Raw genomic sequence first — 14,222 nt, forward strand, 5'->3', positions numbered from 1 at the left:
ACCGACATAGAGGAAATTCATAGCTGGACTTTTCGCTCATCATGAGAAACGCAGAGGCCATCTATAGAACGCCGCTTGCCGCTGTCGGTGGACTTGTGGTCACCGGCAGCGGCAAGCAGCAGGCCCGCCGTGCAGTGACGGACCGGAAACTCCCGAATTTCGCTGTCGTGCTGGTGGAGCGCGGGCAGGGTTGGCTGGAAACCGCCGCCAGCGGCCGCCTGAGCCTGGTCGGACCGGCACTGTTCTGGTTGTTTCCCAACCGAGTGCATTCCTATGGCCCCGACGAAGGCGGCTGGGACGAGCGCTGGGCGCTTTTCGAAGGATCATTCACGCGGGACTTCGTCCGGCTGAGCCTCATGATCGAGCGACAGCCCGTCGTGGCCCTGCATCACCTTGATGAGGTGGCGCGGCTCTTCGCCAGCCTTCATGCCGATCTGCTCGACGATACCAACCTCGGGCAGGCGTCGGCGGCCTTGATGCTGCATCGCATTGTCATGTCAGCCGCAAGACAGGCAAGCGGCGCGGCCGATCAGCGCCGAGATAGGCCCGACATGGCCGAAATCGTCGAAACGCTGCGGCAACGCGCAATGCAACCGCTGGACCTTACAGCCTTTGCCGCCGAGCACGGCATGTCGCCGGCGACGCTGCGCAGGCGGTTCACGCTCGAAACCGGGCTGCCGCCCAAGGCATTCCAGCTTCGGGTGCGCATGGACCACGCCAAACAGCTCTTGGCAACCACCGACGAGAAGATCGAAACCATCGCCGCCGTGGTCGGCCTGGATGACCCATTTTATTTTTCGCGTGTCTTCCACGAACGCGAGGGCTGCAGTCCTCGCGAATTTCGCGCCAGGTATACCAGGGGTTGAGAGTCCGGCAGCAGTGGCCGTATCCCGTTTTCACGAAGTCGTGTATGATGACGGGGCATTGGAGACGATTTTTCACGGCGTCGGCAAAATCTTCGCCGCGCAGGTCCGATACCGGGTGGAAGGTTTCGCTGTCCGATGCGTGAGCGTCCGGCTTCGCTCGTTGGCGGAGGCCGGGCCGGGAGGGGAAAATGACGTCCAGCGCATCGAATGTCGATCTCGCGCCGTCGAGACCGTCCATCATCCATGCGGCAGTTCAATTGGGAGTCGTCGCGCTTCTGGTCTATGTCTGCGCCAGGATCATGTTGCCGTTCCTCGGCATTCTGCTTTGGTCGGTGATCCTGGCGGTCATGCTTCATCCCTTGCATCTGCGCCTGTCCGATCGGATCGGCAATCGCTGGTCGGCATCTCTCATCGGCATCTTCGGCGTTGCCGTCGTGCTGGTGCCAATGTTCGTTTTGATCACGTCGCTTGGGTCTTCCATTTACTGGCTTGTGTCCGGTTTGCAGAACCACAGCCTGACAATTCCGCCGCCTCCAACGTGGCTTGCCGACCTGCCGGTGGTCGGTGCGAAGATCTCGGAGGGCTGGTCGCTCGCTGCCGCCAACCTGCCCTCGGCGCTGCGTCAATACGGCGAGATGCTGAGCAAGCCTGCTGCGTGGCTTGCATCTTTCGCCGGCGGCCTGGCCTCTGGTGGCCTGTCCTTCGTTCTTTCCATCGCGATCGCCGCCGTGCTTGTCGCTTATGCCAAGGGTGCTGCGGCTTTTGCCCTCAGTCTGCTGGAACTCGTCACCAACAGCAGGGCGCGGGGTGCCCGGCTCGTCCACCTGACCGCCACGACGATCCGGGGCGTGGCGGTCGGCGTGGTCGGTGTGGCGGCGATCCAGTCGATGCTCGTTGGCATTGGCTTCTTCGCCATCGGCGTTCCGGCGGCCGGCGCCTTGACGGCCGTCACGTTTCTGTTGGCAGTCGTGCAGATACCGCCGCTGCTGCTCACGCTGCCCGTCATGGCCTATGTCTTTGCCACGGAAGCGACAACACCGGCGATCATCTTCGCCATATGGTCTTTCATCGCCGGGCTGAGCGACAATTTGCTCAAACCATTGATGCTCGGCCGTGGATCGGACGTGCCAATGCCGGTCATCCTGGTCGGTGTCATCGGAGGGATGATTGCTGACGGCCTTCTCGGTATATTTGTCGGCCCCGTGCTGCTGGCCGTCGGCTTCGTGTTGCTGATGGAGTGGCTGCATCAGCGCCCGATTGAGGACGGCCCCCGGATCGAAGGTCCGGCCCCATGATCAAAGTCATTGGTCTCGGCCTGCTTGCGATGGCGTTCTGCCTCGCACTCCAGGCGCTGGCTTCGGTGCTGGCCGCGCGTTATTTTGCTCACGCGCGCACGCAACCCGTGGGCCGAAAGCCCTGGCGGACGATCTTCGTGCAATTCTCGGTTCTGATGATCGTGCTCATGCTGGGCAATATCCTCCAGGTCGCTTTTTGGGCAGTGTTATATCGCGTGCTCGGTGCCTTCGAGGACTTCGAAACGGCCATGTATTTTTCCGGCGTCACCTTCACGTCGCTCGGATATGGCGATGTCGTGCTCAATGGCCGTATCCGGCTGCTTGCGCCGCTGCAGGCAGCCAATGGGCTGATGATGTTCGGGATCACGACGGCGCTCTTCTTCTCGGCCATCCAGCAGGCCATGGGGAAATTGGCTGCGGCAAATCAAACCGCGCATGAGCCGTAGTGCGCTGGAGCCGGCGAAGACAGCTCGCCGGGAACGAACATCAGCGCCAACCCATCGCAGGCGCGACATGGGTGAGGATCGCTTCAATGACATGGGCGTTGTAATCGACGCCAAGCTGATTGGGGACGGTGAGCAGCAGCGTGTCCGCCTCGGCGATTGCCTCATCCTCGGCGAGCTGCTTGATCAGGGCGTCGGGTTCGGCGGCATAGCTGCGACCGAAGATTGCGCGGGTCTTCTCGTCGATGAAGCCGATCTTGTCCTCACCGTCGTTGCCGTAGCCGAAATAGGCGCGGTCGCGATCATCGACCAGCGCGAAGATGCTACGGCTGACCGAGACGCGCGGCTGGCGCGTGTGGCCGGCTTCTTTCCACGCCTCGCGGTACGCCCGGATCTGGTCGGCCTGCTGGACATGAAAGGGCTCGCCCGTCTCGTCGTCCTTCAGCGTCGAACTCTGCAGGTTCATGCCGAGCTTGGCCGCCCAGACGGCGGTGGCATTCGAGCTCGCGCCCCACCATATCCGCTCGCGCAGGCCCTCGGAATGCGGCTCGAGGCGCAAGAGGCCGGGCGGATTGGGAAACATCGGCCGCGGGTTCGGCTTGGCAAATCCTTCGCCGCGCAGCACTTCGAGGAAGACTTCGGCATGGTGGCGAGCCATGTCGGCCTCGCTCTGGCCTTCGGGCGGGGCGTAGCCGAAATGGCGCCAGCCATCGATCACCTGTTCGGGCGAACCGCGGCTGATGCCGAGCTGCAGGCGGCCGCCGGCGATGAGGTCGGCCGCACCCGCATCCTCGGCCATATAAAGCGGGTTCTCGTAGCGCATGTCGATGACGGCGGTGCCGATCTCGATCCGTTTGGTTCTAGCGCCGACGGCTGATAGCAGCGGGAAGGGTGCGGCCAGCTGTCGGGCGAAGTGATGCACGCGAAAATACGCCCCGTCAGCCCCGAGCTCCTCGGCCGCCACCGCAAGCTCGATCGACTGCAGCAGCGCATCGCCGGCTGAGCGCGTCTGCGATTGAGGTGAGGGCGTCCAATGCCCGAACGAGAGGAAGCCGATCTTCTTCATACTGATGCCGCACCTTGATCTATTGTGTCTGGGGTCGATGGGTCTTCGCACAATTTCGGCCCGGAAGACAATCGGAACCGGATGAGTTCGGCGTATCACTTCTGCGGCATTGGCCTGCCATCCGCCGCTATAACCGATAGAGAGATTGTTACGCCGCGCTAAACCCCTGACATAAACGCGTGTTACAGCCTCCGCCGGCTGCGGTGTGAGCATGGAGTTTTGATGGACCAGCGCAAGGGCTCCTCCTTCACGGAAAGCGACGTCGTCGCAAACTACCGGTACCGTCCGCCTTATCCCGATGCCGTTTTTCGAAAGCTTCTGGCGATCGCTCCGCGGTCGGAGCATCTGCTGGATATCGGTTGCGGACCGGGGAAAATCTCCCGCGCGCTGTCGGGTTCGTTTGGGAGTGTCACGGCGGTCGATCCTTCCGCGCATATGATTGCGCTGGGCAGATCGCTGCCGGACGGCGGCGCTGAGAATATCCGCTGGATCGAAAGTTTCGCCGAGGATTTCCCGACCGATGGCCAACGCTTCGATCTGACGGTCGCAGCAGCCAGTATTCACTGGATGGATCATGCCAGGCTGTTTCCGCATCTTCTGGCGAATGCCGCGCCAGGCCATGTCATGGCGGTGGTTTCCGGCGACGACCCGTTCGAGCCTGCGTGGCAATCGGATTGGAATTCATTCCTGGGGAGGTGGGTCCCTGAGGTGACCGGCCAGCCTTTCGATCACGGCCGATGGTCCGAGGGCATGCGAAGCTACCAGAACTATCTTGACCTGCATGGCAGCGAGGACTTCGTATCGGAGCATCCCTTCGAGCAGAGCGTCGAGGATTTCGTATCCTGCCAGCATTCGCGCGACACCTTCGCACCTTCGAAACTCGGCGATCGTATCGCGACCTTCGACGCGGAACTCTCTGAATTGCTACGCGCCTATTCGAATGATGATCGGTTGAGCTTTGTCGTACGCACCAGGATTGTCTGGGGCGAAATCAAGCTGATCTGAGAAGAGACGAGAAGAGGGGAACCAAGGCGCCACTCAGTCTTCTCTCCGCTCGGATAAGAGGGAATCACGCGCCAACATTCTCCATCTGCTGCCGCACGCCGTTGAAGACCTGCGCCGGCACGCGCAGCCCGGCATCGTCCTCATAGAGCGCCCGCAACTCCCCGAAGCGTTCGTCCGCTGCCACCGTCAGGGCAGCGAGGCGATCGAAGCGGGCGAGACCATCCGCAGACATCTCCTCTTCGGGCTCCGGCATCGATCCCCAATTGTCCCAGGGAAGCATCTCCATGTTGTTGAGGGCGGCGAAGTCGCGGACGAGGTTCATGGCGATGAACCAGAAGCCGGACCCGTCGAAGATGCCGAATTTTCCGGGGTCGGCGGCGCCGGCGCGACAGCGCTGCCAGCTTTCGGCGGCGCTGAGGAATTTGCCCGGTGGCTGGTCGAGGGGATCGAAATCGAGTTTCAAGGCAGCGCGCTGGAGATCGTCGATCTGGAAATCCGCAGAGACCCAGCGCGCTCCGTCCCAATATTCGGCGATCCAGTGATCTATGCCTTTACCGGCTTCGAAATACATGCCGAAGCCGCAGCGGGCACGTGCCGGGACGCCCTGGGCCTTGAGTGCCGCGCAGGCAAGCACGGTGAAATTGCGGCATGTGCCTATGCTGCGTTTGTCAGGTGGGCGCGGGATGTCGAGTGGGGCGGGATCGATCCCCATGATCGTATCGAGTATCTCTCGCGTCGGCCGCGTGTGTGACTGCGCCCTTCGGTCCGGGGTCAGCACCTGATCGTAGTGTTGCGCCCAGGCATCGTGCAGCAGCGCGCCGTGCACGGCCGCAGCAACGGTTTCGACGCCCTTGAGCGCTGCAAGGACGGGGGCGTGCGGCCCGGCCGATGTCATCTGGCCGGGGCGCGCGTAGAAATCGACAGGGCTCTCATATCCGCTCATGCCGGGCAGTATGATAAAATCAGACCAGCGGAGCAAGGTCCCGCGGGCCATGCGTGAGGCCCGCGAGCGGAGCACTGCGGGTCTTTATCGCGCAGCCTGAAACGCCAGCTGGCCGTTGTTCAGGAAGCACGTCTTGTCGAACAGCGTCAGGTCCAGCGGGTTCGGCAGCCTGATATCGGCGATATCAGGCAGGGGCTTATGCGATCGCTCGTAGGATCGGTCGATCTGGGAGATGAAGACCACGATCAGGCCGCGCTCGCGGGCGAAAGCCTTCAGGGTGCGGACCTGGACGGAGAGTTCGGGGTTCTCCCGCTTCTGGTCGAGCAGCTGGAGATAGTCGATGACGACGAGCGTGCCGCGCGGTGCGGACGCCAGTCTCTCGGCGATGTAGGCGGCGCTGATCGCGTCGGAGCCGTCGAATTCGAACAGACGCTCGAATTGCGCCCGGTCGACGCCGATGGCGCGGAAGCGATCGACAATATCGTCTTCCGTATATTCCAGCGAGAAGAACACACCGGGACGGCCTGATTTCATCGCCTCGACGGCGAGTTCGAGGCCCATCAGGGTCTTGCCGTGGCCGGGCCGGGCGCCGACGAGCAGGAGATCGCCGGGCAGCAATTGCTGAAACAGCTTGCCGGCGGGTGCTTCCGCCGCTGCTTTTGCCGCAAGCAGGCTCCAGCCGCCGTAGCCTTCTTCCAGGGCTATGCGGTCGAGCGCCTGATGCAAGGGTATGTCCTCGGCTCGGGAGAGCTTTCTGGCTTTACGCTTCAGGTGATAGATAGGCGCAGACATCTTCATTCATAAACCTCCTATTGCGAGCGGTTTTCGCAATCCCTCCTTATGCAAGATGCTCGAACAGTCGGTTCGGTTCAGGTGGCCCCACATGACGTCTGCTTTCCCGATGGAGGGGGGAGGCGTGGGCTGCGCCAGAATCAGATCATAGCGCAGGAACGGCCGGGCGAAAATCGCCTGCGTCGCTTCGGCGCGAAAAACGGGCATCTCCCGCCCAGCGCCACATGCGTCGATTTCCTCAAGCGGAAGGAGAGGGAATAGCCGTAAGCGGCTGAGCGGGAGTCAGTTTCTGGCTCGGCGGAGCCGCGAAGTCGCTCGCCTCAATAATAGGCCGACTTGAACGGGGTGATTGCCGCGCCCATGGCCGAGGCGTCGCTTGAGATCTCGGAGATGATCAGCTTCGGGCGCGGGCGCTGCACGCCGTAGCGTGGCCGATCGAAATTCTCGGTCCGGTCGATCAGCATCTGTGCCAGCGCGGTGGGAACTTGGCCGCCGAAGACGATTGCCTGCGGATCGAAAACGGCCCAGATCGCATTGATCAGGCGGCTATAGGCGGGCGTGACCTCGTCCACCCATTCCGCGACACCTGGCCATTTCGGGTCGAAATGCTTGCGCATATAGCTGATCGAGGGAACGTCGACGCCGTTGCGGTTGAGCTTTTCGATCAGCCACTGCAAGGCCGGCCGGCGTTTGGTTTCCTCGGCGTCGTACATCCCCGAGAATTCGCCGGCATTGCCGATGCCGCCCAGCAGCAGTTCGCCGTCGCTGATCAGGCCACCGCCAAAGCCGTAGTTGAAGCTCAGATAGGCAAAGTGCTTGATATAGCGGCCGACGCCGAACATGGATTCGGCGATGGCTCCCGTCTTGCCGCCGTTGCGCACCCAGGCGGGCTTGCCGAAAAATTCCGTGAGCAGCGGGCCGAGCTCGATCAGCGACCATTCATGCAGCGGGAGGGGCGCATTGTAGCGGGTGCCGCTGATGTGAAAGCCGGCAATGGCAAAGCCGATACCGAAGAAGGCCTCTTCGGAAAGATTGTTCACCCTCTGGTGTTCGATCAGCTGCTCGCGAACCAGATCGAGCGACTGGGCCATGGTGCGTTCGCGCAAGGCGACGCTGCTTTCGGCGAGCACATTGCCTGATATATCCATCAAGCAGATGCCGATGATGTCGGTATTGACCGAGATGCCGCAGGAATAAGCGTAGCGGCCGTCGAGCCGGAGTGTCGGGCTCGGCTGGCCGCGGCCGGTGCCGGGTTTCGGCGAGCCGAAGGAAACGATGCCGCGTTCCTCCAACTGGTCGATGATGCGGTAGACGGATTGCTGGGTGAGATCGGTGTGGGCGGTGACTTCCGATCGGGAAAGGCCGGGATGACGCCAGATCAGCTTTAGCAGGTCTCGTTCGTTCGGCGAGACGACGCCGCCGCCTTCGCGCAGGAAGCGCGTCGCGATCAGTGTCTCCGGAAAGTAGGCCATATCAACACTTCCCTCGTTAAAAATTACTACAGAGGTGTAGTAATATTTTTTTGTGCTTCCGGTTGTCGGGTGCGTTCACGCTTTATCAGCGGCCTCTCTTCGCATCAAGTGTCACGTGCTCGTCACTAAATTGTTACACGCTATGTGTAATAAATGCGCCGTCACAGAGCCGGGCTCGAACCCGGCTATCAAAACAGGCGAGGGCAAGATGAAGATTTCCATCCTGGCGGCTGCTGCCGCGCTGATGGCGGGCGCGTGTTCTGCGCAGGCCGCCAATATCGAATTCTGGTACGGCAATACGGGTGTCGTCGAAAAGGCGATCCAGGACCAGTGCGCCGCTTTCAATGCCGCGCAATCCGAGCATCGCATCACCTGCGTCGGCCAGGGCAGCTACGAAGTGTCGATGCAGAAGGCGATTGCCGCCTTCCGCGCCAACAAGCATCCCGTCCTCATCCAGTTCTTCGACGCCGGCACGCTCGACCTGATGCTGTCCGATGCCGTCGTTCCGGTCCAGGACGTGCTGCCCGAGGTCAAGTGGGACAATTATATCGCCGGCGCCCGGGCCTATTACGAAACCTCCGGCGGCAAGCTTTTCGCCCAGCCCTACAATTCCTCGACGCTGCTGTTCTACACCAACAAGACCGAGCTGCAGAAAGCCGGCGTCACCAAGACGCCTGCGACCTGGGAAGAGATCATCGAGGCCGCCCGCAAGCTGAAGGCTTCGGGTCATGCCTGCCCCTTCACCACCGATGGCGACACCTGGCGCGTGCTCGAACAGTTTTCCGCCCGCCATGGCCTGCCGATTGCTTCGCGGCATAACGGCTATGATGGTCTCGACGCCGAATATGTGTTCAACACCACCTTCGCCGCCAAGCATCTCCAGAACCTGATCGACTGGCGCAAGGAAGGGCTCGTCAAGCTCAATGCCGATACCAAGGCCGGCAACTTCACCGCCGCCTTCAACACCGGCGAATGTGCGATGATGGAGAATTCCTCGGGTTCCTATACCGCCTCGGCCAAGGCGTTCGAAGGCAAATACGAACTGTCAGTCGGCATGGCGCCGATGTATGAGGGTTACGAGCGCCACAACACGCTCGTCGGCGGTGCCTCGATCTACATCATGAAGGGTCACGACAAGGCCGAGGTCGAAGGCGCCAAGGCCTTCCTCGACTTCCTGCGCCGTCCCGAACAGCAGATGTTCCTCACCGCCGCCACCGGCTACGTCCCCGTCACCAACGATGTGATGGATGCAATCGCCAAGAGCGGCGAGGCGAACGCGCCGAAATATGCGACGGCCGCCGTCGGCATCGAGTCGATGAACCAGCCGCGCACGCCGGATACCCGCGGCATCCGTCTCGGCTTCTACGTGCAGTTCCGCCAGGTGTTCATGGAAGAGACGCAGAAGGCCTTTGCCGGCCAGGAGACCATGCAGGCGGCGCTCGACAATGCCAAGAAGCGCGGCGACGAGTTGCTGCGCCGCTTCGAGCAGACCTACAAGGGCGTGAGAATGCAGTGATCCCGACATCTCACGCGCGGGCGCGTCCCGCGCTCCCGTGCGGTCTTCCAATGCAGGGCTTCTCCATGACGTCGGAATCTTCTCTCTTCAGCCATCGCTGGCTGCCGCTTCTGCTGGTAGCGCCGCTCATGCTGCTGATTGCGCTCTTCTTCTACGTGCCGGTTTTTCAAGCCTTCTACTGGTCGTTCTTCCTCGAGCGCCCCTTCGGCGGCGGCTCGATGTTTGTCGGCTGGGATAATTTTGCCCGCGTGTTCTCCGATCCGGAGTTCTGGAAGAGCTGTTGGCGCACCATCGTCTTCATGGTCACTGCCTCAGCGCTTGCGGTGGTGGTCCCGCTGATCCTTGCGGTCGCGGCCGACCGGAAGATCCGCCTGTCGCTGCCGGCGCGTAATGTGCTCGTCTGGCCGAAGGGGGTTGCCGGCGCCTCGATCGGCGTCGTCTTCGCCTTCATCTTCAATCCCTTCGTCGGCGTGCTCGCGCCACTCAATTCAGCCTTTCCCGGCATCTGGGCGCCTGGCATCAACGGCACGGATGCCTTCATCACGCTGATCGCCGCGCATGTCTGGGGCGGCATCCCGTTCAATTTCGTCATCCTGCTCGCCGGCCTGCAGTCGATCCCGAAGACCATGCACCAGGCAGCCGCAATGGATGGGGCAGGGCCGTGGCGGCGCATCTTCGACGTGCAACTGCCGCTCATCATGCCGCAACTCTTCCTGACGCTGGTGCTCGAGTTCACCGAAAGCGTCACCTCGGCTTTCGCGCTGATCGATACGATCACCCATGGTGGTCCCGGCGGCGCCACCACGCTGCTGGTCTATAAGATCTATACCGACGGCTTCAGCGGCTACGACCTCTCCGGCGCCTCGACCCAGACGGCGATCCTGATGGTCTTCGTTGTCCTCCTCACCGCCGCCCAATTCCTCTTCCTCGGCCGGCGCATCAACTACGAGCGGTGACCCCATGATCGAAAACGCACGTTCCCTCAACATCGCTGCCGGCTTCGTGCTAATCGTCGGCATCGTCTATATCCTCGGGCCGCTCTATCTGACGCTGGCGACAGCCTCGCAGTCCTATGAATTCATCCTGCGCAACGGGCTCGCCTGGTATCCCGGCGACCAGTTTTTCACCAATGCGGCGCACATCTTCACCGAGACGCACATCCCAGTTCAGATGCTGAACAGTCTGGTGGTCGCCTTTGGCGATGCATTCGCGACCTGCGTCCTGTCGCTTCTGTCGGCCTATGCCATCGTCTATTTCAGGGTTCGCTGGGCGGGCGTTGTCTTCGCGCTCATCCTTGCGACCATCATGCTGCCGATCGAGATCCGCGTCATCACCACCTACCAGGTGGCGTCGAACGTGTTTTCGCCGGTCAACGCGCTGCTCGATATCACCGGCCTGAACGGGCTGATCGCCGACTATTTCGGCGCGCCGGTGAAGCTCGAATGGAGCGTGCTGAACACGCATTTCGGCCTGATCGCGCCGCTTGTGGCGCATGGCACCGGTACCTTCCTGTTCCGCCAGTTCTTCCTCACCCTGCCCAAGGATCTGTTCAAGGCGGCGCGCATGGATGGGGCAGGGCCGATCCGCTTTCTCTTCGATATCCTGCTGCCCTTGTCGCGCACCAGCTTCGCCGCGCTCTTCGTGCTGACCTTCCTCAGCGGCTGGACGCAATATCTCTGGCCGCTGGTCGCCGCCTCGACGTCAGACATGCAGACCGCCGTCGTCGGGCTGGCGCGGCTCGTGCCGGATTCGGACGGAGAGATCCCCGACTTTCCGATGATCATGGCCGGCGCCGTCATCGTTTCCATCATTCCGCTCGCGATGATCGCGCTCCTGCAGCGCTATCTGGTCCAGGGCCTCGCTCTCACGGAGAAATAGGCATGAACGCCATCGACATGGCCATCCGCGCCGCTGCCGCCAACATCACGCTATCAGGCGTCACCAAGGCCTATGACGCCGAGACCGTCGTCATCCCGCCGATGGATGTCGAACTCCGAGCCGGCGAATTCACCGTCGTGCTCGGTCCCTCCGGCTGCGGCAAGTCCACGCTGTTGCAGATGATCGCCGGGCTGGAGCGGGTGAGCGGCGGCACGATCGTCATCGGCGGCCGGCAGGTGCAGGATCTGGAGCCGAAACATCGCGGCTGCGCCATGGTGTTCCAGAACTATGCGCTCTACCCGCATATGAGCGTCTTCGACAACATCGCCTACAGCCTCAAGGTCGCCGGTATGCAGAAGGCCGAGCGCATCGAGCGGGTCGGCGCGGTGGCGAAGATGCTCGGCCTTTCCGATTATCTCGGCCGCAAGCCGGGGCAGCTTTCCGGTGGCCAGCGCCAGCGCGTCGCGATCGGCCGGGCCATCGTGCGCGAGCCGGGCGTATTGTTGTTCGACGAGCCGCTCTCCAACCTCGACGCTCAGCTCAGGCACGACATGCGTGTCGAGCTTGCCGAACTGCACCGGCGCATCGGCGCCACCACCGTCTTCGTCACCCACGATCAGGTGGAGGCGATGACGCTGGCGGACCGCATCCTCATCCTCAACAAGGGGCGGATCGAACAGTTCGACACGCCGAAAGCGATCTATCACCAGCCGGCCTCGGTCTTCGTCGCCAAATTCATCGGCGCGCCGCCGATGAACATTCTGCCGGTCATCGGCGACGGCACGGTGCTCAGGCTCGCCGACGGGCAGGTGGTGGCGCAAGCCCGGCTTACCGGCGCCTATCAGCTCGGCATCCGGCCCGAGGATATCCTGATCGGTGGCGGGGCCGACGGACAGGTGCTCACGTCCGCCCTGCTGTTTCGCGAGGATCTCGGCTCGCACGCGATCCTGGCAGCCGAGCTCGGCGGCTCGGTCGTCAGGATCGCGACGCCCTTCGGCGTCGAGATATCGGACCGCAGCCAACTCTTTCTCAATCTCCCGGCTTCCCGCCTGCATCTCTTCGATGCAGCGAGCGGCAGGGCCATACCCGGCGCTCTCAGCGCAAACTAAAGGAAGTCCCATGAAATACATCGACCACATTGCCGACCCGTCGCGCCCCTGCGCCATCGTCGCCCATCGCGGCGCCTGGCATCATGCTCCCGAAAACAGCCTTGCCGCGATCGAGAATGCGATCGCCGGCGGCTATGACATCGTCGAGGTGGATATCCGCCAGAGCGCCGATGGCGTGCTGTTCATCCTGCATGACGACACGCTTGAGCGCATGGCCGGCATCGATCGCATCCCCGAGGAGATGACGATCGCCGAGATCACCAGCCTGCGGCTGCGCATGGCCGATGGCGGGCCGGACCAGCCGTTCACGACGCAGACCGTTCCGACGCTGGAACAGGTGCTCGAAACCGTACGTGACCGCATCTTCGTCGATCTCGACCTCAAGGACCTCGAGATGATGAGCATCGTCGCGGCCAAGGTCAAAGAGATGGGCATGGCCGACCAGGTCGATCTCAAGGCTCGCGCCGACGCGCCGGAGGCGCTGGCTTGGCTCGCCAGGCAGCCCGGGATCGACGGCATTCCGTTCATGGGCCAGGCGTTCTTCAGGGTCGGGAGCGCCGAAGAGACCGCCAAGGCAATCATCGCGGCGCGCCCCTTCATGTGCGAAGCCAAGTTCGATGCGCTTGAGACCCTGGCCGGCCAGCACGCGCGTCTGCGCAACGCCGGGATCTCCCTCTGGGTCAACACGCTCGATCCGGTCTCCTGCTGCGGCTTGACCGATAGTGCGGCCCTTGAAGATCCCGATGCGATCTGGGGACGGATGATGGCGGCCGGCATCAGCGTCATCCAGACCGACCAGCCCGCCGCGCTTAAGGCCTATATCGAGGCGCGCCGGGCATGAGGGACGTGTCGAACGATATATTCTCCGCCATCATGGAGGATATGCGCCGGGCGGCGGAGGCGGAGATCCTGCCCCGCTTCCTCGGCGTCACCGCCGAGGGCATCCGCACCAAGACCGCGCCTGACGATCTGGTGACCGATGCCGATATCGGTGCCGAGCGGCGGCTCACCGAAGCGCTGTCGGCGCACTTTACCGAGGCGCTGCTGGTCGGCGAGGAAGCGGTCTCCGCCGATCCGCCGATTCTGACGCGGCTTGGCGACGCCGATCTTGCCGTCATCATCGATCCTGTCGACGGCACCTGGAATTTTGCCCATGGCGTGCCGCTGTTCGGCATGATCGTGGCGATCGTCTCGGGCGGCGAGACGGTGGCCGGGCTGATCCACTATCCCGTGACCGGCGATTTCCTTGCCGCCCGGCCGGGGCGAGGGGCGTGGCATATTGCCCGCGATGGCACGCGGACCCGGCTCAGCGTCGCGCCGCCAGGGCCGATCGGGGAAATGCACGGCTTCGTGCCGCTGCATATGTTTCCTGCCGAGGAGCAGCCGGTCTACTCTCGGAGCCTGCTGCACTTTGCCCGCACCACCACATGGCGCTGCTCGGCCCATGAATACCGGGCGGTGGCAACAGGCGCTATGAGCTTTTCGCTCAACGCCGAGCTCAAACCCTGGGACCACGCCGCCGGCGTGCTGATCCATCACGAAGCCGGCGGCTACGGGGCATTGCTCAGCGGCGAAGCCTATCGTCCTGCGATGACCAAGGGCCGGCTGCTGCTGGCGCCGGATGCGGAGAGCTGGGAAGCGATCCGGCGGGGTTTTGCGGAGGGGTGATGGGGGTCGGGCTCGGCGCAATGCATAGCGCGCCAGCGCCCAAGAGAGCCTCATCCTGAGGTGCCCCGCAGGGGCGTTGAAGGGCGAGGCGGGCGCGCTGGCGTTAAATGGACGCAAGGAGCGGCGCTGGAGTGTGTCCTTCGAGGCTTCGCCCTCTGGGCTACGCGCG

At 62.8% G+C, this 14,222-nt stretch carries 14 protein-coding genes; 10 read left to right on the forward strand and 4 right to left on the reverse strand.

What is annotated here, in order from left to right:
* The first annotated feature begins 41 nt into the window (after window positions 1-41).
* The 3 genes from OLZ32_RS29590 (at window position 42) to OLZ32_RS29600 (ending at window position 2,607) form a co-directional block, all read left to right on the forward strand.
* The gene (locus tag OLZ32_RS29590) at window positions 42-866 is read left to right on the forward strand and encodes a helix-turn-helix transcriptional regulator (RefSeq protein WP_264398980.1); all 825 of its coding nucleotides are present in this window, start codon (window positions 42-44) and stop codon (window positions 864-866) included.
* A gap of 188 nt (window positions 867-1,054) precedes the next feature.
* Window positions 1,055-2,161, forward strand: coding sequence for an AI-2E family transporter (locus OLZ32_RS29595; protein ID WP_264398982.1), 1,107 nt, complete (start codon window positions 1,055-1,057; stop codon window positions 2,159-2,161).
* Window positions 2,158-2,607, forward strand: a complete 450-nt coding sequence (locus tag OLZ32_RS29600) for a potassium channel family protein (RefSeq protein WP_264398984.1) — start codon at window positions 2,158-2,160, stop codon at window positions 2,605-2,607. The genes OLZ32_RS29595 and OLZ32_RS29600 overlap by 4 nt, the downstream gene beginning before the upstream one ends.
* A 40-nt stretch (window positions 2,608-2,647) precedes the next feature.
* Here the strand turns inward: OLZ32_RS29600 and OLZ32_RS29605 are convergent, their stop codons facing one another.
* On the reverse strand, window positions 2,648-3,670 hold the full coding sequence (locus OLZ32_RS29605; protein ID WP_264398986.1) for an LLM class flavin-dependent oxidoreductase: 1,023 nt from the start codon (window positions 3,668-3,670) through the stop codon (window positions 2,648-2,650).
* Window positions 3,671-3,892: 222 nt separating this feature from the next.
* Between OLZ32_RS29605 and OLZ32_RS29610 the strand changes: the two genes are divergently transcribed.
* Complete coding sequence (locus OLZ32_RS29610; protein ID WP_264424201.1) at window positions 3,893-4,675, forward strand: class I SAM-dependent methyltransferase; 783 nt, start codon at window positions 3,893-3,895, stop codon at window positions 4,673-4,675.
* A gap of 64 nt (window positions 4,676-4,739) precedes the next feature.
* On the opposite strand, the gene OLZ32_RS29615 is transcribed toward OLZ32_RS29610, so the two are convergent.
* The 3 genes from OLZ32_RS29615 to OLZ32_RS29625 all read right to left on the reverse strand — a co-directional run bounded on the left by OLZ32_RS29615 (window position 4,740) and on the right by OLZ32_RS29625 (window position 7,882).
* Window positions 4,740-5,618 carry a transglutaminase-like domain-containing protein gene (locus OLZ32_RS29615; protein WP_264398991.1) on the reverse strand — a complete coding sequence of 293 codons (879 nt, stop codon included), beginning with the start codon at window positions 5,616-5,618 and terminating at the stop codon, window positions 4,740-4,742.
* 84 nt (window positions 5,619-5,702) lie between these two features.
* Window positions 5,703-6,416 (reverse strand): DNA helicase, encoded by a 714-nt coding sequence (locus tag OLZ32_RS29620; RefSeq protein WP_264424203.1) that lies wholly within the window; start codon window positions 6,414-6,416, stop codon window positions 5,703-5,705.
* A 314-nt stretch (window positions 6,417-6,730) separates the two neighbouring features.
* Window positions 6,731-7,882 (reverse strand): ROK family transcriptional regulator, encoded by a 1,152-nt coding sequence (locus OLZ32_RS29625; RefSeq protein WP_130744426.1) that lies wholly within the window; start codon window positions 7,880-7,882, stop codon window positions 6,731-6,733.
* Between the two features lie 208 nt (window positions 7,883-8,090).
* Between OLZ32_RS29625 and OLZ32_RS29630 the strand changes: the two genes are divergently transcribed.
* The 6 genes from OLZ32_RS29630 (at window position 8,091) to OLZ32_RS29655 (ending at window position 14,053) form a co-directional block, all read left to right on the forward strand.
* Window positions 8,091-9,398, forward strand: a complete 1,308-nt coding sequence (locus OLZ32_RS29630; protein ID WP_029870413.1) for an extracellular solute-binding protein — start codon at window positions 8,091-8,093, stop codon at window positions 9,396-9,398.
* 65 nt (window positions 9,399-9,463) lie between these two features.
* Window positions 9,464-10,354: a carbohydrate ABC transporter permease gene (locus OLZ32_RS29635; RefSeq protein WP_028740943.1), complete on the forward strand. Its 891-nt coding sequence runs from the start codon at window positions 9,464-9,466 to the stop codon at window positions 10,352-10,354.
* Window positions 10,355-10,358: 4 nt separating this feature from the next.
* Window positions 10,359-11,276, forward strand: coding sequence for an ABC transporter permease subunit (locus OLZ32_RS29640; RefSeq protein WP_164049728.1), 918 nt, complete (start codon window positions 10,359-10,361; stop codon window positions 11,274-11,276).
* Window positions 11,277-11,278: 2 nt separating this feature from the next.
* A complete protein-coding gene (locus OLZ32_RS29645) occupies window positions 11,279-12,385 on the forward strand; it encodes an ABC transporter ATP-binding protein (protein ID WP_264398998.1) in 1,107 nt (368 codons plus the stop codon).
* 10 nt (window positions 12,386-12,395) lie between these two features.
* A complete protein-coding gene (locus tag OLZ32_RS29650) occupies window positions 12,396-13,226 on the forward strand; it encodes a glycerophosphodiester phosphodiesterase family protein (protein WP_264399000.1) in 831 nt (276 codons plus the stop codon).
* The gene (locus OLZ32_RS29655) at window positions 13,223-14,053 is read left to right on the forward strand and encodes an inositol monophosphatase family protein (RefSeq protein WP_264399002.1); all 831 of its coding nucleotides are present in this window, start codon (window positions 13,223-13,225) and stop codon (window positions 14,051-14,053) included. Before OLZ32_RS29650 ends, OLZ32_RS29655 begins: the two co-directional genes overlap by 4 nt.
* The last annotated feature ends 169 nt before the right edge of the window (window positions 14,054-14,222 follow it).

This window comes from Rhizobium acaciae, assembly GCF_025941625.1.
Lineage (GTDB): Bacteria > Pseudomonadota > Alphaproteobacteria > Rhizobiales > Rhizobiaceae > Rhizobium > Rhizobium acaciae.